The 19,530-nt window shown below is 49.7% G+C and carries 19 protein-coding genes; 11 read left to right on the top strand and 8 right to left on the bottom strand.

Annotated elements, in window-relative coordinates; genetic code table 11:
• The first annotated feature begins 3 nt into the window (after positions 1 to 3).
• Genes CWE22_RS08150 through CWE22_RS08140 form a run of 3 tightly spaced genes read left to right on the top strand, consistent with a single transcriptional unit; the run spans position 4 to position 4,079 of the window.
• Positions 4 to 1,998 carry a transglycosylase SLT domain-containing protein gene (locus CWE22_RS08150; protein WP_169930824.1) on the top strand — a complete coding sequence of 665 codons (1,995 nt, stop codon included), beginning with the start codon at positions 4 to 6 and terminating at the stop codon, positions 1,996 to 1,998.
• Positions 1,998 to 2,615, top strand: coding sequence for a YigZ family protein (locus CWE22_RS08145; protein WP_169930823.1), 618 nt, complete (start codon positions 1,998 to 2,000; stop codon positions 2,613 to 2,615). Before CWE22_RS08150 ends, CWE22_RS08145 begins: the two co-directional genes overlap by 1 nt.
• 12 nt (positions 2,616 to 2,627) lie before the next feature.
• Entirely contained in the window at positions 2,628 to 4,079 is a 1,452-nt protein-coding gene (locus CWE22_RS08140) for a TrkH family potassium uptake protein (RefSeq protein ID WP_169930822.1), read from the top strand.
• On the opposite strand, the gene trkA is transcribed toward CWE22_RS08140, so the two are convergent.
• From trkA to def, 4 genes are read right to left on the bottom strand one after another with little or no spacing between them, the layout of a single operon-like run.
• Positions 4,076 to 5,452 (bottom strand): Trk system potassium transporter TrkA, encoded by a 1,377-nt coding sequence (gene trkA / locus CWE22_RS08135; protein ID WP_169930821.1) that lies wholly within the window; start codon positions 5,450 to 5,452, stop codon positions 4,076 to 4,078. The genes CWE22_RS08140 and trkA overlap by 4 nt on opposite strands.
• Entirely contained in the window at positions 5,449 to 6,765 is a 1,317-nt protein-coding gene (gene rsmB / locus CWE22_RS08130) for a 16S rRNA (cytosine(967)-C(5))-methyltransferase RsmB (RefSeq protein ID WP_169930820.1), read from the bottom strand. The genes trkA and rsmB overlap by 4 nt, the downstream gene beginning before the upstream one ends.
• Entirely contained in the window at positions 6,755 to 7,717 is a 963-nt protein-coding gene (gene fmt / locus CWE22_RS08125) for a methionyl-tRNA formyltransferase (RefSeq protein WP_169930819.1), read from the bottom strand. Before fmt ends, rsmB begins: the two co-directional genes overlap by 11 nt.
• A gap of 1 nt (position 7,718) precedes the next feature.
• Positions 7,719 to 8,228, bottom strand: a complete 510-nt coding sequence (def, locus tag CWE22_RS08120) for a peptide deformylase (RefSeq protein ID WP_169930818.1) — start codon at positions 8,226 to 8,228, stop codon at positions 7,719 to 7,721.
• 81 nt (positions 8,229 to 8,309) lie between these two features.
• Here def and CWE22_RS08115 point away from each other — a divergent pair, with 81 nt between their 5' ends.
• The 6 genes from CWE22_RS08115 (at position 8,310) to hemF (ending at position 12,948) form a co-directional block, all read left to right on the top strand.
• The gene (locus CWE22_RS08115; RefSeq protein WP_169930817.1) at positions 8,310 to 9,392 is read left to right on the top strand and encodes a LysM peptidoglycan-binding domain-containing protein; all 1,083 of its coding nucleotides are present in this window, start codon (positions 8,310 to 8,312) and stop codon (positions 9,390 to 9,392) included.
• Positions 9,393 to 9,466: 74 nt separating this feature from the next.
• Entirely contained in the window at positions 9,467 to 10,504 is a 1,038-nt protein-coding gene (gene dprA / locus CWE22_RS08110; RefSeq protein ID WP_169930816.1) for a DNA-processing protein DprA, read from the top strand.
• Between the two features lie 2 nt (positions 10,505 to 10,506).
• A complete protein-coding gene (locus tag CWE22_RS08105) occupies positions 10,507 to 10,980 on the top strand; it encodes a DUF494 family protein (RefSeq protein WP_169930815.1) in 474 nt (157 codons plus the stop codon).
• The gene (locus CWE22_RS12190) at positions 10,981 to 11,379 is read left to right on the top strand and encodes a DNA topoisomerase family protein (protein ID WP_169930814.1); all 399 of its coding nucleotides are present in this window, start codon (positions 10,981 to 10,983) and stop codon (positions 11,377 to 11,379) included. It abuts the gene before it with no gap.
• A 36-nt stretch (positions 11,380 to 11,415) separates the two neighbouring features.
• Positions 11,416 to 11,973: an L-threonylcarbamoyladenylate synthase type 1 TsaC gene (gene tsaC, locus CWE22_RS08095; RefSeq protein ID WP_169930813.1), complete on the top strand. Its 558-nt coding sequence runs from the start codon at positions 11,416 to 11,418 to the stop codon at positions 11,971 to 11,973.
• A 57-nt stretch (positions 11,974 to 12,030) separates the two neighbouring features.
• Positions 12,031 to 12,948: an oxygen-dependent coproporphyrinogen oxidase gene (gene hemF, locus CWE22_RS08090; protein ID WP_169930812.1), complete on the top strand. Its 918-nt coding sequence runs from the start codon at positions 12,031 to 12,033 to the stop codon at positions 12,946 to 12,948.
• Position 12,949: 1 nt separating this feature from the next.
• Here hemF and CWE22_RS08085 read toward each other — a convergent pair whose 3' ends face one another.
• Positions 12,950 to 13,366 carry a group II truncated hemoglobin gene (locus CWE22_RS08085; RefSeq protein ID WP_169930811.1) on the bottom strand — a complete coding sequence of 139 codons (417 nt, stop codon included), beginning with the start codon at positions 13,364 to 13,366 and terminating at the stop codon, positions 12,950 to 12,952.
• On the opposite strand from CWE22_RS08085, the gene aroE reads away from it, so the two are divergent.
• On the top strand, positions 13,365 to 14,204 hold the full coding sequence (aroE, locus tag CWE22_RS08080; RefSeq protein WP_169930810.1) for a shikimate dehydrogenase: 840 nt from the start codon (positions 13,365 to 13,367) through the stop codon (positions 14,202 to 14,204). The two genes, CWE22_RS08085 and aroE, sit on opposite strands and share 2 nt — an antisense overlap.
• Here the strand turns inward: aroE and CWE22_RS08075 are convergent.
• Positions 14,201 to 14,467 carry a hypothetical protein gene (locus CWE22_RS08075; RefSeq protein WP_169930809.1) on the bottom strand — a complete coding sequence of 89 codons (267 nt, stop codon included), beginning with the start codon at positions 14,465 to 14,467 and terminating at the stop codon, positions 14,201 to 14,203. The two genes, aroE and CWE22_RS08075, sit on opposite strands and share 4 nt — an antisense overlap.
• Before the next feature lie 538 nt (positions 14,468 to 15,005).
• Between CWE22_RS08075 and polA the strand changes: the two genes are divergently transcribed.
• Entirely contained in the window at positions 15,006 to 17,783 is a 2,778-nt protein-coding gene (gene polA / locus CWE22_RS08070) for a DNA polymerase I (protein ID WP_169930808.1), read from the top strand.
• 179 nt (positions 17,784 to 17,962) lie between these two features.
• Here polA and CWE22_RS08065 read toward each other — a convergent pair whose 3' ends face one another.
• Both CWE22_RS08065 and yihA read right to left on the bottom strand, forming a co-directional pair.
• Complete coding sequence (locus tag CWE22_RS08065) at positions 17,963 to 18,859, bottom strand: DMT family transporter (protein WP_169930807.1); 897 nt, start codon at positions 18,857 to 18,859, stop codon at positions 17,963 to 17,965.
• On the bottom strand, positions 18,846 to 19,499 hold the full coding sequence (gene yihA / locus CWE22_RS08060) for a ribosome biogenesis GTP-binding protein YihA/YsxC (protein ID WP_169931074.1): 654 nt from the start codon (positions 19,497 to 19,499) through the stop codon (positions 18,846 to 18,848). Before yihA ends, CWE22_RS08065 begins: the two co-directional genes overlap by 14 nt.
• Positions 19,500 to 19,530: the final 31 nt, after the last annotated feature.

Raw genomic sequence — 19,530 nt, 5'->3', positions numbered from 1 at the left:
GTTATGCAGAAGCATCCAGTTGTTTTCGGTCGTACGCTCCTCATGGTATCGCTTGTTAGTACGGCTTTGAGTCTTGTAAGTTCAATTGCGGTAGCGGAGCCTAGAATTAAAGATCCAATCCGAGCTGAATTTCCGCAGCGCGAGCAGCAGCGGGAATGGTTCGTGCAAGCCGAGTATGCGGCAAAGCGCGGGCGCTTGGCGGAATATCAACAACTCCTCGACCAACTCGGCGACTATCCACTGGTTCCGTATTTGGAGCTAACTCGATTACAGCAAGTGGGTTACCTCGCTAACGAAGACCGAGTGTTAGCCTTCCTCGAAGCTTATCGTGACAGCCCAATGGATTGGCAGTTGCGCCAACCGTGGCTTGATTACCTCGCTCGCAAAGGTGAAAAGCAGCGGTTTGTTCGTGATTTTAAGGCGCCGGGCTCTACCGAAAATCAATGTCGGTACTTGCGTTATCAACATGACCTCAAGCTAATCCCGACTGATGCCCTTTATCGCGCTGTCGATCAATTGTGGTTGACCGGCTCATCACTGCCGAAAGCTTGTGATTCTTTATTGAAGCAATGGGCCGATGCAGGGCAACGCTCCACCGATAAAGTTTGGGCGCGACTACAACTTGCTGCTGAAGATGGTAAACATACGCTAGTCCCCTATTTAGGTGGGCTCTTGCCCAAAGATATGGGCTATTTGGCCGAACATTATCACCGTGTTCGTCGTGACCCTTCGCAGGTCACTCGATTCGATTATTTAGCCGGAAAACATCCGGGCCACGAAGCCCAAATTGTGACCTATGGGTTTAGCCGATTGATTTGGCGCGATCCGGATCGAGCACTCAGGTTCATCGAACAGTTACCGAAACATGTCACCTTGTCGGAAGAACAATGGTCCTTTCTCGAGCAGCGATTTGCGGTAGCATTGAGTTCTAAAGATCACAAATACGCTGGCGCTTGGCTGGCACGACTCGATGCCAGTGAGCACACTGACCAAACATTACAGTGGCAACTTGGCGATTGGGTTCGTGAAGGGCAGTGGCAGGCACTTCTGGATTTCACCCAATCAGCCGTAGTCACAGCAGAACAACCCGAATGGCAATATTGGGCAGCCCGCGCAGCAGCAGAGTTAGGGCAAGAAGAGCAAGCGAAAGCGCGCTACCAAAAGCTTGCTGCACAGCGCAATTACTACGGATTTATGGCAGCCGCGCGGCTACAAACGCCGTTCTCACTTGCTGCGGAGCCTGTCGATCTCAGTGCGGACGAAATCGCTTCAGTACGGAATCTCCCAGCCGTTCAGCGTGCCTATGAATTCTTGCAGATGCAGCGCTATATCGATGCTCGGCGCGAATGGTTCAGTTTGCTCGGACACCTGTCCGGTCGCGAACAAATTGCGATGGCGGTATTAGCTGATCAGTGGGGCTGGCACGACCAAGTAATCTATACCTTAGGTCAATTGGGTGAATTCGACGCGGTGGAGCTGCGTTTCCCTGAAGCCTACTTAGATATCCATCAGAATTATGCCGATCGAGTCGGAATTGATATCAACTGGGCGCTTGCGATCTCGCGTCGCGAGAGTGCGTTCCGACATGATGCTGCGTCCGGTGCTGGCGCGCACGGACTGATGCAAATATTACCGAGTACCGCGCGTTACCTTGAGCGTAAGTCACTGTCGGTTTCTGAACTCCATCATGCGCCGACCAATGTGCGCTTGGGTACGCAGTATCTGGCAGAGTTAAAGGGGCGCCTCGGCAACAACTGGATGCTTGGCACAGCAGCCTATAATGCCGGTATATATCGGGTGTTTGAATGGCTTCCAGATGATCCTATCGACGCCGATCGCTGGATAGAAACGATTCCTTTCAAGGAAACTCGCGACTACGTGAAGAATGTGTTGGTCTATCAACAAATCTACCGAACTCTGCGGCAAGACAATGACGAGGCTATTTTCCCTCAAGTTGCTGCCATGCAAATCAGCAAAGCGGGCGCAGGTCGCGATTAATGCAAAAATACTGGGTTCCAGCGCAAGCAGCTGAATCTGAATTGATAGTGAAGAATAGCCGCTTCATTACGTCAGTCGCTCCTGTGCAGTCGGCGGCCGACTGTAAGCAACATCTTCTGGACTGTCAGGCGCGGTGGCCAGGTGCCAGTCATTATTGTAGTGCGGCTATTTATGGGGCGCCTGATGCCAGTCAAACCTACGCCATGAGTGATGACGGCGAACCTAGTGGTACCGCTGGGCGGCCCATGTTGAATGTCTTGTTAGCCAGCGAGCTGGGCAATGTGTCCGCTATTGTAGTGCGCTATTTTGGCGGCGTGAAGCTGGGTACAGGTGGGTTACAGCGAGCGTATACTCAAGGTTTGGTAGAGACGCTCGACATTTTACCAAAAGCAGAAAAATTGATTCGCAATCAAGCTATTATCGACTACGCTTATGCAGATCAAAAAGCGGTTCAGCATTTACTCGAACGCTTTGATGTAACGGTTGAAGAGCAACAATTTGGTGAGCGGATCAGGCTTTCGCTTGAGGTTATAGCGGAAACCCAACATACTTTGGCAAGTGAACTCAAAAATGCGACGCAGGGACGAGTCATCCTGCAGAGCCAACAACAAAAATAAAGAGGACACGCGGTGCATTTTCGCGGCATTCTTCGCATATTAGGGCTACTGATTTGTTTGTTCAGTATCACCTTATTGCCCCCAGCAGCTATTGCGCTTATCTATGAAGATGGCGGTGGTGTAGCCTTTATGCTCGCCTTTGCCGTGTCCATATTTATTGGCTTTATGGTCTGGTATCCCAATCGCAGTGAACGCTCGGACCTGAAAGCCCGTGATGGCTTTTTGTTGACGGTTCTCTTTTGGACGGTGCTCGGCGCTGTCGGTGTTCTCCCCTTCCTATTTACCGAAGAAGTCCCATTATCCATTACCGATGCAGCATTTGAGTCATTCTCGGGATTAACTACTACCGGTGCTACGATTCTTACCGGTATTGAGCATTTACCCCACAGCGTGCTGTATTATCGCCAGCAACTCCAATGGTTAGGTGGTATGGGTATTATCGTGCTGGCCGTCGCCATTCTGCCAATGCTCGGCATCGGTGGTATGCAGTTGTATCGCGCTGAAATACCAGGGCCGTTAAAAGACGCTAAAATGACCCCGCGTATCGCCGACACCGCTAAGCATCTGTGGTACATCTATGTGGCTTTAACCGTTGCGTGTGCCGTTGCATACAAAATAGCTGGTATGAATTGGTTTGATGCGGTCAGCCATTCATTTTCAACCATAGCCGTGGGCGGCTTTAGTACTTACGATGCCAGCATGGGCTATTTTGGTAGCTCCACGATTAATATCATCTGCGTTGTGTTCTTGCTCTTATCTTCACTGAATTTCGCGGTACATTACGCAGCGATTACAGGCCGTACGTTGCGTAGTTACTTTGTCGACCCTGAAGTTCGCGCATTCTTGCTCATTCAACTTGCATTACTATTCATTGTATTTGCCACAGTCCTGACGCATAAGATTTTTGCCGATACCGGCACCGCGTTTAATCAAGCTTTGTTTCAATCCGTATCTATCAGCACCACAGCAGGCTTCGCGACGACTGATTTCTCCGCGTGGCCATTGTTCTTGCCGATATTACTAATCTTTGCCAGTTTCATTGGTGGCTGCGCGAGTTCGACTGCGGGTGGTTTGAAAGTGGTGCGCGTGGTCTTGTTATATCGTCAAGGTATGCGTGAATTGCATCGCCTAGTGCATCCAGCCGGTGTGTTTTCCGTGAAACTCGGTGACCGAGTGCTGCCACCGCGAATTGTCGAAGCCGTTTGGGGCTTCTTCGCCGCTTATGCTCTGGTGTTTGTGGTGATCATGCTGGGGTTGTTGGCTACTGGTTTAGACGACATCACGGCGTTTTCTGCCACTGCAGCTTGCTTGAATAACTTAGGTCCAGGCTTGGGTGAAGTTGCTGCAAACTACGAATCAATTCCAGACGCTGCTAAGTGGCTACTCATTATTGCCATGCTATTTGGGCGTCTGGAAGTGTTCACTATTCTGGTTCTATTGACACCAACCTTCTGGCGTTCTTAGAAGAACAACGCCGAAGGTTGGAACATCCGCTCCACTTCCCGAATGTATTTCTTGTCCACTAAAAACAGAATTACGTGGTCATCTGCATTGATTATGGTGTCATCGTGCGCAATCAAGACTTCATGTCCGCGAACAATAGCACCAATCGTGGTGCCAGGTGGAAGTTTGATCTCGTTAATAGCTTTGCCAATCACTTTGGAGGTTTTTTCATCGCCGTGTGCAACCGCTTCAATAGCTTCAGCGGCACCTTTACGTAGCGAGTAAGCATTGACAATATCGCCACGGCGGATCAAAGAGAGTAACGCTGATACGGTAGCGCGTTGGGGTGAAATCGCAATATCGATCGGTCCGTCTTGCACCAAATCAACGTACGCTTGGCGCTGAATTAATACCATGGTCTTCTTCGCGCCTAGCTTCTTCGCCAGCATGGCGGACATGATATTGGCTTCATCATCGTTAGTGACCGCAATGAACAAATCGACATCTTCGATGTGTTCTTCAATCAGCAAGTTTTGCTCGGATGCGTCGCCCTCAAGAATGGTCGCATGACGAATAGACGCGTTAAGTTCTTCAGCACGCTTCTTATCGCGTTCAATCAGCTTCACGCGATGATTTTCTTCGAGAATTCGCGCTAGGCCAGCGCCGATGTTACCGCCTCCCGCAATCATTACGCGGCGATAATGATGCTCAAGCTTCTGCATCTCTTCCATGACCATGCTGACATAGCGAGTATCGGCAATAAAAAATACTTCGTCGCCGGCTTCAATAATGGTTGTGCCCATCGGCTTGATCGCCTGGCCTTGACGGAATATCGCGGCAACACGCGTGTCGACATTGGGCATGTGGTCTTTGAGAGTCGAGATAGCATGTCCGACTAACTTACCGCCGTAATAGGCTTTGACCGCAACTAAACTGGCTCGACCGCCAGCAAATTCCATCACCTGTAAAGCGCCCGGATAACGCACCAATCGCGCAATATATTCAGTAACTTGCTGTTCTGGAGAGATAACATGATCGACTGGCATATCATCTTTATGGAACAGTTTATCCCCATAACTGGTGTACTCCTCAGAGCGAATTCGGGCAATTCGCTTCGGCGTACGGAATAGTGTGTAGGCAATTTGACACGCCAACATATTCACTTCATCACTGGGTGTTACCGCAATCAACATGTCGGCATTTTCACAACCGGCGTCGCGCAGTATACGAGGGTGGGATGCATGTCCGAGAATGGTGCGGACGTCATTGCGATCGGAAATATAGTCGATACGATCGGGGTCGTTATCTACTACGGTGATATCGTTATCTTCACCCGAGAGGTTTTCTGCGAGTGTTGCGCCAACCTGACCACCACCGAGAATGATTATTTTCATGCACGCTTTTCCAATTTTGCGTAATAGAAGCCATCGCCGGCATGCTCGCCGGGCAACCATTGCCAGTCTACGCTGCCATCGGGATGTGTCGCAAGTCGAATGGCATCCGGATGACGCGCACAGAAATCCTTGATTTGCTCCGCGTTTTCTTGTGGCAGTATAGAACACGTTGCGTACAAAAGAGTGCCACCGACGCGCAAATGTGGCCACAACGCCTCGAGAATCTGACTTTGCAATTGCGCTAGTTCGGCAATATCGCTCGCTCGGCGTAACCATTTGATATCCGGATGGCGACGAATAACACCGGTCGCTGAACACGGTGCGTCGAGCAAAATCCGATCAAAAGGTTCTTTTGGTGCCCATGTAGAGGGCTGACTGGCATCGCCTTGCTGCACGCGAACGTCGAGTTCAGCCAGTTGCAGGCGTTGCAGGTTCTCATGAACACGGGTTAGACGTTGGGCATCGCTATCAATGGCCAGTACTCGCGCTGATGGGGTGCGTTCCAATATATGGGCTGTTTTGCCTCCCGGAGCGGCACAGCAATCAAGAATGGACTCACCAGGTTGAGCATCGAGCAGCCATGCTGCATGCTGAGCTGCTATGTCCTGCACCGATACTGCGCCACTACCAAAGTCAGGAAGTGTGGTGACATCTTGCGCCTCGTCAAGCTGTATTGCCGTGGGTAGGGGGCTATCAGGCGCGTAAGAAATAGCTGCATTATCAAGCTGTTGCCGATAATTGTCGCCCGTGGTTTGGTGTTGATTCACGCGCAACCACAGCGGAGCTTGGTTATTGTTAGCAGCCATGATACTGGATGCTTGGTCCGGATACGCTTGGCTGATTGCATCGGCTAACCAGCGAGGGTGGTTATGCTTGAGGTCTTCACGTTGCGCAAGTTGAGCCAATAATTCATCACGGCGGCGCAGTAAGTTGCGTAATACGCCATTCACTAATCCTGCCAGTGACTTATGCTTTAATAATTTGGCGGCTTCAACGGTCGCGGATACGGCACCATGCTCCGCCACTCGCATCGATACCAGTTGGTAAGTGCCCACTAACATGAGCCATTGGATGATACTGGTTTTATTCTTCAGCGGTTTATCGAGTAGCTGGCTGACTAAAAAATTCAATTCAGGAAGTTGTCGCAGCACGCCAAAACAGAGTTGTTGGCAGAGGGCTTTATCACGTGGTGCTAAATTGCGGGTGACTTGTGGCAGTGCTTGATTCAGTGAACGGCCTTGCTCAAGAACTTGCTGAATGGCCAATGCAGCGGCGGCGCGACTTGCTGCGCCTTGTCCTTCCTTATGACTCATGGGTTGCGCTCGGCGGTAATACGGACCCTACGGTGAACCAATCACTGCGACCATTGAGGAAATCCACTGCTGCCATTGGCTTTTTGCCTGCTGGTTGCAAGGTTTCGAGCACTAGCAGCCCGTGTTTCGTCTGAATCGCGATTCCGTGTTTGTCCGCACGAACGACTGTGCCGGGTGACTTATTCGTCTGCTCATCGAGTACGTGAGAGGCCCATATTTTCACAACTTCGCCGGCTGCCGTCGTCAACCAAGCTATCGGCCATGGATTAAATGCACGAACCCACCGTTCCAGTTCTAGCGCCGTGAGCTGCCAATTTAGTTGGGCTTCTTCTTTGGTCAACTTGTGGGCATAAGTTGCAGCAGAGTCTTGCTGGGGAACAGCGGTTGCCTGTAGCGAATTGAGATTTTGCAACGTGTGGACAAGTGCCGGCGGCCCGAGCTCAGCTAACCGCTGATACAATGTGGCGGATGTCTCGTCGGTTCGAATTGGAGTTGAAACAGCGTAGAGAACTGGACCAGTATCTAGTCCTGCGGCCATTTGCATGACCGCGACGCCTGACTCCGAGTCACCTGCCCAAATGGCACGTTGAATTGGGGCAGCACCACGCCACTTCGGTAATAACGACCCGTGTACGTTAATACAGCCAAATCGCGGCATGTCGAGCACTGCTTGGGGGAGTATCAGTCCGTAAGCCACGACAACCATGACATCGGCTTCATAGCGAGCCAGCTGTGCTTGCGCTTCTTCATTACGCAGCGACAGCGGTTGCTCTACCACCAGTCCGTGTTTCAGCGCGAGCTGTTTGACCGCACTTGCGTGCAGCTTATTGCCGCGGCCAGCAGGGCGATCGGGTTGCGTGTAAACACCCACAATCTCGAACTCGGGCGCGTCGAGCAGTGCTTGCAGATGCTCTGCGGCAAACTCTGGAGTGCCCGCAAACAATACCCGCATCTTAGTTAGCTGCCGCGAGACGTGCTTCTTTTTCAAGCTTTTTACGAATTCGATCACGCTTCAGCGGTGACAAGTAGTCGACAAAAAGCTTGCCATTCAAATGGTCGAGTTCGTGTTGAATGCAGATTGCTAGAAGGCCATCAGTGGTCAGAGTGAACTCAGCACCATTGCGGTCTAATGCTTTTACAGTAATCGTACCCGCGCGTTCTACTTTGGCGTAGACGCCTGGAAAAGAGAGGCAGCCTTCCTCATTGGTGAAAAGGCCTTCTTTCTCTGTAATCTCTGGGTTGATAAACACCAGAGGTTCATTCTGATCTTCACTGCAGTCAGCAACAAACAACCGCTTGTGAAAATTCACCTGGGTTGCCGCTAAGCCAACGCCGTTCGACTCATACATGGTTTCTAACATGTCATCGATTTGTTTGCGCAAGGCATCGTCAACTTCAGTTACGGGCTCTGCCACGGTACGCAAACGCTCGTCAGGATATTTTAAAATTGTTAATTTATGCATAACCTTTCATTCGCTAGTTTCATCTTTGCTAATTTTAACGTAATTTGAGGATGAACACACGGGTTTACAACGGAGGTCATCATGGCCAGTTGGCGATTATCCACGATTGCGGTTATCGGTTTTTTGCTGCTTGCCAGTGCAGGCTCGGCAATGTCAGCCTATGCTCAGTCGACAAGCAGCGGCGACATCTTGCGTTTAAAAGAAGATGCACCCGCTGAGTACGTGGTGAAGAAAGGCGATACATTGTGGGACATCGCTGGTTTTTATCTTGATGATCCATGGTTGTGGACCGAGTTATGGCGCGTCAATGAGTCGGTTGATAATCCACACCTCATATATCCAGGTGACAAACTTTACCTTAGTTGGGTTGACGGCCGTCCTACACTCTCGCGCAAAGTAACAAGAACCGTATTACCTGAAGGTGTTATTGAACCAAAGGGTAATGCATTACGCATGTTCCCCAGCGAGTTAATTGAGCCGTTTATTACTGCACATAGCGTTTATAGTGAGTCGCAATATGAACAAGCACCTCAAGTATTAGGGGATAATCGTGCGGCGCCCCGAGTGAATGGCATGACGCCAGTTTTCGTGACAGGTCAAATGCCTGATGTGAAATACCAAATTTTGACGCCAGTGAAACGACTCGATGATGCTGTATTACTCCGCCACGTTGCCGATGCGCGAGTCCTCATGCAGCAACGCGATATGACGGAGATGGAAATTATCCGTCCACAACGCGAAATTCGACGTGGAGATCGGGTTGTTGAAGCTCAGCAGTTCGAAATGCCTGAACTGCTAGTCCCTGCATCTGGACAAGCAACCGGCGCTATCGTTGCGTCACTCAATGAGCGTCAGCAGCAGGGCAAGTGGGATATCGTGGTACTGAACATTGGCGAACAAGATGGCGTTGAGGCAGGGCAAATGTATCGAGCGATTCGCCCAGGAACGGAAATCTTCATGGATGGTGAGAATCCAGAGGCGGTTCGCGAAACCAAAGCCAGTGATGCGTTATCGCGCTATTGGCGCGCCACAATGGAGCTGCCAGCACATACCACATCAGAACTTATGGTCATCAATACTCAAGCAAAAACGAGTTTTGCCATAGTGCTACGTTCAAATGAATGGTTAAGCATTGGCGCTGAAGTGCTGCCGATGCAGTTGTAGGAATGTCAGTGAATTAAGTAGGACCGACAGGATGTCAGCCCAACCGTTGAGGCCAACTATGAAACGGAAATTGCATGGATGCAGCTCTATTAGCGTTGCTGATGACGGTCAGTATCAGTAAGAAAGCGCTTCAAAAAAGACTTCGCTTACTCAGCACTCTCGCCGCGGTTGAAGCCGCAGTTCGCGAAATTGAGCCACCCCCTCCAGCTTACCAACGGCATGCACAGCAATGGCTGGCGCGTGAAGACCATCATTTATTACACTGGTGGCAACCAAACTATCCTGAGTCACTCCGTAATATCGCCGACCCACCACTGGTTCTGTATTTGCATGGTGATTGTGAGCTCCTCGAACAACCGCAAGTGGCTGTGATCGGCAGTCGCATGGCGAGTGAGGCTGGCGTGCAAGCTGCGACGTTATTTGCAGCCGATTTAACGCGCAACGGCATTCTGGTTTCCAGTGGCTTAGCCGGTGGTATTGACGGAGCCGCACACAAGTCGGCGTTAGAGCACGGCAACACGCTCGCAGTGCTGGGCTGTGGGCCAGATATTGTGTATCCGCCCAAGCATCGACAATTGCAGCAACGGATTGCTCAACAGGGGCTGTTAGTCTCGGAATTTGCCCCGGGCGTGAAAGTCCGTAGTAATCATTTTCCGCGGCGCAACCGTATACTTAGTGGATTAAGTCGCGGCGTGCTTGTTATTGAAGCGAAATTACGTAGCGGCACCCTAATTACTGCGCGCCAAGGCTTAGAGCAAAATCGGAGTGTCATGGCATTGCCAGGATCCATTTGGGACGTCAGCTGCAGCGGTAATCTTAAGGTAATTCAAGAGGGTGCAGCACTGGTGACCTCCGTCGATGATATTTTGAGCGAGTTGAATATCCAACGCAGCATCCCCACATTAATGAATATGGGCGAAAATAACTCGACGGGAAGCTTGGCAAACCTAGAATTGTTGGCTAATGTGGGAAATGAGGTCACACCAATCGACACCATAGTAGCTCGCAGTGGACTACCGGCTGCAATTGTTACCGAGCAGTTGGTGTTATTAGAATTAGAAGGGTGGGTGACTTCAGTTTCTGGTGGTTATATGAAAATGGGGAGGCGCTAACGATGTTTGATATCCTCATGTACCTGTTCGAGAACTACATTCACTCGGATATGGAAGTGGTTGTTAATCACGACGAGCTAACGGATGAGTTAACTCGCGCCGGTTTCCATCGGCAAGAGATCCATAAAGCTTTGGCGTGGTTAGAACGTCTTGCTGACTTACAAGAAAGCGAGACTAAACCTTATCTGAATCGTTCGCCGAATAGTGCTACACGTGTGTACACGACCGAAGAAGTGGCGCGACTGGATGTGCAGAGTCGCGGTTTTCTCTTGTATCTAGAAAATCTTGGTGTCCTCGATTTCACTACGCGTGAAATGGTCGTCGACCGCGTCATGGAACTAGATACTCCGCAATTCTCTCTGGATGATTTGAAATGGGTAATTTTGATGGTCTTGTTTAATGTACCAGGCCATGAAGATGCTTACGATCAAATGGAGGGATTGTTGTTTGAGGAGCCGGAAGGTCTACTGCATTAAATGACCACCGACACACACTTCGAACCACAACCACTGGGCGTTCCTTGCCCCCGGTGTCAAAAAGAACTGCAACTCAAAAAGGGGCGCTACGGCCTATTTGTGGGCTGTAGCGGCTATCCTAACTGTGATTACATGACTGCCGCGGACTTCGATCCAGGCACGGACGTGCATTGTCCTGTATGTGAAGACGGCAAACTCGTACAGAAAACGAGCCGCTTTGGTAATTCATTTTATGCCTGTGATCAGTACCCACTCTGCAAATTTTCCGTTAATCTTCCGCCTGTGGCACAATCTTGCCCCGATTGCGGTTTTGCGTTGCTTTTAAAGAAGCGAACGGCAGCCGGCGAGCGTTTGGTTTGTGCGAGTGAATCGTGCTCATATAAATCGTCCATTCAATAAGCGAATTCAAACAGTGAATTCAGGGAGTATCGAGCTGTGGATACCAATTGGGAAGCTGCGCGCGAGGCTTTTCGTGCAGGCGAAATATTAGCTTATCCAACAGAAGCGGTGTACGGACTCGGTTGTGATCCGCGTAATCAAGCCGCGGTCGAGAAGTTGTTGGCATTGAAGCAACGTCCACAAGACAAAGGCCTCATTATACTTGCTGCGGATTACAGTCAAGCCGTTGCGTTTGTTGACGACAGAGCCATACCACAAGACAAACGGTTTAGTGTCTTTTCGCACTGGCCTGGCCCCATTACTTTATTGCTCCCCGCTGCCGCTAACGTACCTGAATGGTTACGAGGTCAATATCAACAAATAGCGGTGCGAGTCACTGCGTTTGAACCGGCGCGACAGCTCTGCAAAGCGCTCGGCAGCGCGATAGTCTCCACCAGTGCCAATATCTCGGGCCAACCCACATTAACTTCCGCACAAGCTATTCGTGATCAGTTTGGTGATAGGGTCGCGTGGGTCATGGACGCACCACTGGGTGGCGCAACCAAACCATCGAAGATTATTGATCCCATAACAGGCACCGTGATTCGGGATTGATGACTGTTTCAGCCAAAATATCTAGTAGTACCTTATGAGAGAGGGACCCCAGCCACTATGCAAAACGAGATGCTTACTCAAGTAAACGCGTATCTGATGGATCTTCAAGACCGTATCTGTGCAGGTTTAGCCGCCGCCGACGGTGGTGCTGACTTTGCCGAGGAGAGTTGGCAGCGTCCTGGTGGCGGCGGTGGTCGCTCGCGAGTACTTCGTGATGGCGCAGTACTCGAGCAAGGTGGTGTTGGCTATTCCCATGTGTTCGGCGAACAAATGCCAGCATCAGCAACGGCTCATCGACCTGAACTTGCTGGACGCAACTTTAACGCCTGTGGTGTGTCATTGGTGCAACATCCTCGGAATCCGTATATCCCGACCAGTCATGCTAACGTACGCTTTTTTATTGCTGAGAAAGAGAATGCAGATCCGGTCTGGTGGTTTGGTGGTGGGTTCGATCTAACGCCATTTTATCCGATTGATGACGACATTAAGCATTGGCATCAAGTGGCGAAAGCGGCACTCGATCCATTTGGTTCAGAACTTTACCCAGCTTATAAAACCTGGTGCGATGAATATTTCTATCTCAAGCATCGGGGCGAAACCAGAGGTATTGGTGGTCTTTTCTTTGACGACCTCAATGATCGCAGTTTTGAGGAATGCTTCGCTATTACCCGTGCTGTGGGCGATGCATATCTCGACGCCTATCTTCCGATCATTGAACGTCGTAAAAATATGACCTACGGCGAACGCGAGCGAGAGTTCCAGCTCTATCGTCGTGGGCGCTATGTCGAGTTCAATTTGGTTTGGGATCGCGGTACTTTGTTTGGCTTACAGACGGGCGGTAGAACAGAATCGATTTTAATGTCAATGCCGCCCTTGGCGCGCTGGGAATATGGATATGCACCTGAACCCGGGACACCTGAGGCAAAACTCTACTCGGACTACTTGCATGCGCGCGATTGGCTGAAGGAGTTATAGGTTAGTCGCTATTGATCATATGGTGCGCCAGAGCAGTAAATTGCTGGCGCAACTGCATTTTCAACAGTGAATCATTTACCTTCTCTTCGAGTACTTGGTACATACAAAGTAGCCATTGATCACGCATCTTGATGTCAATTTGAAATGGCAAGTGGCGCGCGCGCAGGCGCGGATGGCCATACTTCTCCTCAAATAACGCGGGGCCACCAAACCAGCCGCTTAAGAATTCGAAGAATTTTTGCCGAATAGTGTCGAGCGGTTGAGGATGTAAGGCCAGTAAATCTGCCGCACGCGGATCGGTTTCCATGATATCGTAGAAACGTTCAGCGATAGCTCGGACGGCTGGTTCGCCTCCCAACTGATCGTACAAACTACGCGGCCCTTGCGGAGCGTTCGACTTTTTGAGAAATGACAACATGGCTCGCTTCACCGTTTTCGGAAACCCAGTTCAACACAGTCTATCTCCTTTCATTCATAGCTTGTTTGCACAACAGCTGCATGTGAAGGATTTAGAGTACACGCGCAGTTTAACATCGCCAGCGCAGTTTGCCGCTGCAGTCGCAGAATTTTTTCGCTGCGGCGGTGCTGGCGCGAACGTCACGGTTCCCTTTAAAACAGCGGCTGCACAGTTAGTGACGCATCAAACCGACCGAGCAGCCCGTGCTGGCGCAGTGAATACATTAATACCTCTCGGTCATGGCCAAATTTTGGGCGATAACACAGATGGTTACGGTCTGGTCGCTGATCTGAAGCGCCAGTTGGAATTGTCATCTTTGATCGGCATACATGCCGTTATTCTCGGCGCGGGTGGAGCAGCACGTGGCGTGTTGGGGCCTTTGTGCGAGGCTGGTGTTGAACGAATCATCTTAGCTAATCGGACGCTACCGAAAGCGCAAGAGTTAGTGCGAGCGAATTCCGACTTGCCGCTTGCTTACGCGAGTTGGCAAGACCTCGATGGGTTGTCGGCGCATGATTATATTGTCATCAACGCAACATCAGCATCCCTTCACAAAGCCTCATTACCCTTGTCAAATGCTTTGCTGAGTAAAAGTCGGCTCTGTTATGACATGATGTATGCGAAAACGCCGACGCAGTTTATTCAGCAGGCTCGGACTGCGGGCGCGACGGCATGCGCAGACGGATTGGGGATGTTGGTAGAGCAAGCGGCGCTAGCGTTTGCACTATGGCATACCGGGCAGTTGCCGGAAACTGATGAGGTATTACGAACGGTACGAGCTAAATTATTGAGTAGTTAGTCGCGGATGACTATATCAGGACTGAGATCAACATCGCCTTCGCTATTCACCGTTGCAAATTCATGCCCACGCCGAACCACCGCAATGGGACCGACTTCGGCATTGTTGCGAATAAAGGCTAAGTCGTATCCAAACTTTTGCAGTTGATAGACCCCAAACTTTTGATCCATGGATAGACGTTCCCACCATTCGGACTGGTTCAACGCAATTCGGCGTCGCTCGTAATCCTCTAGTTGTTGTAGCTCATCTTTCGTCAGCTTCATGACCGTCGATTCCATAGGTGCACAATACTCTCTGCTTTCAGCGTAGGTGATATTGCCACTTTTACCAGATAGTTATGACATGCAGTATATAGTAGTTTGCTTCAATTGTTGATTCCTTTTGCGTCTATTGAATCGACAAATTGCGCAAAAATCGTTCTAAAAAATCTGACGAACGGACTAGCTTTCAGCTCCCATTGTGATAGTCTTACTTACCGACTCGAACAGTCTTAGCTGTTAGCAAGAACACTTTCCGAGTCGGATGCAGTAAATCAGTTTCCACAACTGAACCATAAGAAAAATAAAGCTGTTTGGGGTTATCGTAAATACTCGCAACCCCTTGTTTTTCAAAATAATTCAAATCAATTCACATCAGAGATCTTTGATCTTCAGCTGATGCGTGAAGTCGTTCATGCACAGACTTATCCACATGATACCCACAATTCTATTTGAACGCTGACTAGCACCAAACTGCTGCCTATGGCATGCTAGCGCCACGTACTTTAATCCCTCGAATAACAACGAGTAGCAAGAGAATCCTATGGCCGCACAAGTGCCCGAAAATCCCTTTATTTTGGTCGATGGGTCGTCCTATTTATTCCGCGCCTTTTATGCGCCACCGCATTTGACCAACTCAGCTGGCGAACCAACCGGTGCTATTTACGGTGTCGTAAATATGCTGCGGAGTCTAATCAAAAAGTATCACCCGACCCATATGGCCGTTGTTTTTGATGCCAAGGGGTCGACGTTTCGCAATGAAATTTATGCGGACTATAAAGGTAATCGACCGCCGATGCCGGATGACTTACGCAGTCAAATAAAGCCATTGCATGCCATTGTTGAAGCTTTGGGCTTACCGCTGCTATGCATCGACGGCGTTGAAGCAGATGATGTGATTGGCACACTTGCCCAACAGGCTGGCGACGAGGGTCGATTTACACTAATTAGCACGAGCGACAAAGATATGGCTCAGCTCGTGAATGATCATGTGATGCTGATCAACACTATGACCGATACATTGCTTGATGCCGATGGCGTAGTCGGTAAATACGGTATCAAGCCAGAGCAAATGATTGATCTGCTGTCGCTGATGGGTGATAGCTCCGATAACATTCCGGGACTACCAAAAGTGGGGGAAAAGACCGCGTTAGCGATGCTCCAGGGTATGGGCTCGATCGATGCGATGTTGGCCAATCCCGAAAAGATTGCCGATCTAAATTTTCGTGGCGCCAAAACGATGCCAGAAAAGCTTAAAGAGCATGCCGATATTCTCGCTATGTCGAAGGAGCTCGCCACGATTAAGTTAGATGTCGAGCTGGCATTGAAACCAGATGAACTTTCAATTCAAGAACCGAATATCGAGAAGCTGCAAGAGCTTTATACCTACTGTGAGTTTCGGCGTTGGCTAGCAGAATTGGCGGAACAAGGTCCAGTCACTGCACGGTCATCTTCTGCTTCCAATAGTCAGCCAAGTCAGGGGTCGTTGCTCGAACAACCCATTAAGCATGACGATTACATTACGATTCTTGATAAAGAAACGTTTGAAAGTTGGATTGATGAGCTGAAGCAGGCAGATGCTTTTGCATTTGATACCGAAACCACCAGCCTCAATTATATGGAAGCTGAATTGGTCGGCCTGTCGTTTGCAATAGAAGCCGGTAAGGCTGCGTATGTGCCTGTTGCGCATGACTATGCTGGCGCACCGGAACAACTATCACGTGAGTTTGTGCTCAAGCAATTAAAGCCAATTCTCGAAGCTGATAAACCAGGCAAAATTGGTCAGAACCTGAAATATGATGGACATATTTTGCGCCGCTACGGAATCCGTTTGGCGGGTATTGCTAATGACACCATGCTAGCGTCGTATGTTTTTAATAGCGTTGGCTCGCGGCACGATATGGATACGTTGAGCTTGCAGTATCTCGGACACAATCCGATTAAGTTTGAGGATATTGCTGGCAAGGGCGCAAAACAAATCACATTTAATCAAATCGCTCTGGAAGAAGCGGCCCCGTATGCCGCAGAAGATGCTGATGTGACCTTGCAGTTACATCAGCGCTTGTGGGAGGAAGTGTCAGCAGTACCCAGTCTTGAACGAGTTCTTACTGAAATTGAACTCCCACTGGTCCCCATTTTGACCGATATGGAACAGCACGGGGTTCAAATTGACGCTAAATTGCTGGCTGCACAAAGCAAAGAAATCGCGGCAAAGCTGAAAGAGCTTGAAGATAAAGCCTTCACTATAGCTGGACGCGAGTTCAATTTGGGCTCACCAAAACAGCTACAAGAAATTCTATTTGATGAGCTGCAATTGCCGGTGATCAAGAAAACTCCGAAGGGCGCTCCATCAACAGCGGAAGAGGTGTTGCAAGAACTTGCGCACGACTATCCGTTACCTGATGTAATTATGCAGCACCGTGGTCTGAGCAAGCTCAAGTCGACCTACACGGATAAGTTACCCAAGATGATGAATGCTGAAACTCATCGTGTGCACACGTCCTATCATCAGGCGGTAACGGCTACTGGGCGCTTATCATCCAGTGATCCGAACTTACAAAATATCCCGATCCGAACCGCTGAAGGACGCCGTGTTCGGCAGGCTTTCACTGCGCCGCAGGGCTATAAGATTATGGCCATCGATTACAGTCAAATTGAGCTACGAATCATGGCCCATTTGTCGTCCGACCCACAGCTGGTAGATGCGTTTAGTAAAGGTCGCGATATTCATGCCGCGACTGCCGCTGAGGTATTTGGTGTGCAGCTTGATCAAGTGACTACCGAGCAACGTCGTCGAGCTAAAGCGGTCAATTTTGGTCTGATTTACGGCATGAGCGCCTTTGGTTTGTCGCGGCAACTCGATATTCCGCGCCATGAAGCGCAACAGTACATGGATAAGTATTTCGAACGCTTCCCCGGAGTTCTCGAGTATATGGAAAAGACGCGACAACAAGCCAAACGTGATGGCTTTGTTGAAACTATCTTTGGGCGGCGTCTGCATTTACCCGAAATACGTGCACAGAATGGTGCCCGCCGCAAAGCGGCAGAGCGCGCGGCTATCAACGCGCCCATGCAAGGTTCTGCGGCAGACATTATTAAGCGCGCTATGATTGATGTTGCCGGCTACCTAGCGACAGCTGCCAAAGACGGCGAAGCTTATATGATTATGCAGGTTCACGATGAATTGGTATTTGAAATTCGTGAAGACCTTCTGGAGTCCTTTCAACGGAAGCTAGTAGAGGTCATGGAGCAGGCGGTAACGTTGAAAGTTCCTCTTATTGCCGAGGCTGGAGTCGGAAATAATTGGGATGAAGCACATTAAATAGCTCTATAAATCAAATAGATAAAAAGTTAGCAAAAAAAAGAACAGGGATTTCTGAACTTTTGTAAAGACCGCAAGTCTGATTTTATGAAAGGCGCATTAAACGAGTGTTTTGTCCGTTTAACCTTTCGAAGAGATGTTCTCTCTCCCTGGATTGTAAGATGTATTTTCGCCCGGCTTTATGCCGGGCTTTTTCTTTTCCGGTTCGCAATCCACACCCCACTCAGTATGGCGACCATACCTAAAGCATGTTGTAGAAAGAAAGACTCACCATCAGCGACCCCGAGTAAGAGTGCAACAATCGGAATTAAATAGGTCACGGAACTGGTAAAAGTGGTATCAGACATTTTGACAACGGTGTTAAAAATAATGAGCGCACCGGCTGTCCCAATAATACCCAATGCCAGCACAGCCGTGAGCGCGAAGGCGAATTGCGGGTCACCGGTTTGCTCTAGGAATGGTGTCCCAAAGAACAAGTAGACTGCTGCAGGGGGAGCGACAAGAAATAGCGAAACCCCGGTGATGGTAAGTGCTCCGAGGTCAGATATTTTATGCTTGATCAGATTGAGATTTAATCCATAACAAACGGTTGCTGCGATGATTAGTAATCCGTAGGCGTTGAAATCAAGCTCACCGCTTGCAGAAGCAGTAACCAGCAAAATGGTTCCTGCCATACCAATAACAATTCCCAGCCATTGCTGTAACCGCGATGTTTGTTTGAATAACAAAACGCCGATAATCAGCGTTGCCAACGGTGTAAATGTATTGAGTACACCGGTAACTCCGCTAGCGATTTGAGTTTGCGCAAATGCGAACAAGAAAGCAGGGATAAAACTACCCACCATGCCGACGGTGATCAGCTTCGGCCAGTGTTGCCGTTGTACTGTGCGAAATCGGCGTAGAATAAAAGGTAGCAACACAAAACCAGCGGAGGCTATTCGAATAGCCGCAAGTTGATCAGGCCGGAAGGCTAGCAAACCTTTCTTAATCAATAAAAAAGAAGCACCCCAAATCAGGGCCAATAAACCCAGTAACAACCATGCTCGCAGCGGCGGCGCATCGTTACTCGAGGTCATCGCCTTCCTGCTCGCCCGCTTCGGGCTCAGCAATCGGTTGAGTAAACCAATGAGTGAGGTGATCCTCGAGTTCGGAAAGACCAATTTTGGTCAAAGAAGAGAAGACTTCAACGGTCACCTCGCCACCAAACACCATAGCTGCCTCGCGCGCTTTTAAGAGCGTTGATTTGCGGATGCCCGGCTTGAGTTTGTCGGCTTTGGTAAGGAGTATCAGCACTGGAATACCAGACTCGGCGGCCCAATACAGCAATTCTTGATCGACGTCGCGATAAGGATGACGAATATCCATGAGTAGCACTAAGCCACGCAAAGATTCTCTTCGTTGAAGGTACTCACTCAGAGCCATCTGCCATTTTTCTTTAACCGCAATAGGCACTTTGGCGTAACCATAACCTGGTAAGTCAATGAGACGACGCTCTGGCGACACTTCAAATACGTTGATTAACTGGGTGCGACCAGGAGTTTTTGACGTACGAGCTAAACTTTTCTGCCGAGTTAGCGTATTAAGAGCACTGGATTTTCCGGCATTCGAACGCCCCGCAAACGCGATTTCGACTCCCGTGTCGGCTGGAAGTTGGCGAATATCGGCTGCGCTGATAAGAAAAGATGTCGGTTGGAAGTTGATGCGTTCGTTCATGATTTTTCGTTACCGTTCAAGAAAGCGCATAGTA

Origin of the sequence: Pseudidiomarina aestuarii, assembly GCF_003987355.1 — a bacterium.
Taxonomy (GTDB): domain Bacteria; phylum Pseudomonadota; class Gammaproteobacteria; order Enterobacterales; family Alteromonadaceae; genus Pseudidiomarina; species Pseudidiomarina aestuarii.
The sequence above is the reverse complement of the archived record's forward strand: the minus strand, read 5'-3'. Positions and strand labels throughout refer to the sequence as shown.

Excerpts from the sequence above, each read along its gene's own strand:
- trkA (WP_169930821.1), bottom strand. The coding sequence starts at position 5,452 with ATGAAAATAATCATTCTCGGTGGTGGTCAGGTTGGCGCAACACTCGCA.
- CWE22_RS08065 (WP_169930807.1), bottom strand. The coding sequence starts at position 18,859 with ATGACCTCGAGTAACGATGCGCCGCCGCTGCGAGCATGGTTGTTACTG.
- CWE22_RS12190 (WP_169930814.1), top strand. The coding sequence starts at position 10,981 with ATGACCACCGACACACACTTCGAACCACAACCACTGGGCGTTCCTTGC.
- dprA (WP_169930816.1), top strand. The coding sequence starts at position 9,467 with ATGGATGCAGCTCTATTAGCGTTGCTGATGACGGTCAGTATCAGTAAG.
- CWE22_RS08085 (WP_169930811.1), bottom strand. The coding sequence starts at position 13,366 with ATGTTGTCATTTCTCAAAAAGTCGAACGCTCCGCAAGGGCCGCGTAGT.
- CWE22_RS08105 (WP_169930815.1), top strand. The coding sequence starts at position 10,507 with ATGTTTGATATCCTCATGTACCTGTTCGAGAACTACATTCACTCGGAT.
- aroE (WP_169930810.1), top strand. The coding sequence starts at position 13,365 with ATGGCTCGCTTCACCGTTTTCGGAAACCCAGTTCAACACAGTCTATCT.
- CWE22_RS08150 (WP_169930824.1), top strand. The coding sequence starts at position 4 with ATGCAGAAGCATCCAGTTGTTTTCGGTCGTACGCTCCTCATGGTATCG.
- fmt (WP_169930819.1), bottom strand. The coding sequence starts at position 7,717 with ATGCGGGTATTGTTTGCGGGCACTCCAGAGTTTGCCGCAGAGCATCTG.
- CWE22_RS08115 (WP_169930817.1), top strand. The coding sequence starts at position 8,310 with ATGGCCAGTTGGCGATTATCCACGATTGCGGTTATCGGTTTTTTGCTG.
- CWE22_RS08145 (WP_169930823.1), top strand. The coding sequence starts at position 1,998 with ATGCAAAAATACTGGGTTCCAGCGCAAGCAGCTGAATCTGAATTGATA.
- hemF (WP_169930812.1), top strand. The coding sequence starts at position 12,031 with ATGCAAAACGAGATGCTTACTCAAGTAAACGCGTATCTGATGGATCTT.
- polA (WP_169930808.1), top strand. The coding sequence starts at position 15,006 with ATGGCCGCACAAGTGCCCGAAAATCCCTTTATTTTGGTCGATGGGTCG.
- def (WP_169930818.1), bottom strand. The coding sequence starts at position 8,228 with ATGCATAAATTAACAATTTTAAAATATCCTGACGAGCGTTTGCGTACC.
- CWE22_RS08075 (WP_169930809.1), bottom strand. The coding sequence starts at position 14,467 with ATGAAGCTGACGAAAGATGAGCTACAACAACTAGAGGATTACGAGCGA.
- rsmB (WP_169930820.1), bottom strand. The coding sequence starts at position 6,765 with ATGAGTCATAAGGAAGGACAAGGCGCAGCAAGTCGCGCCGCCGCTGCA.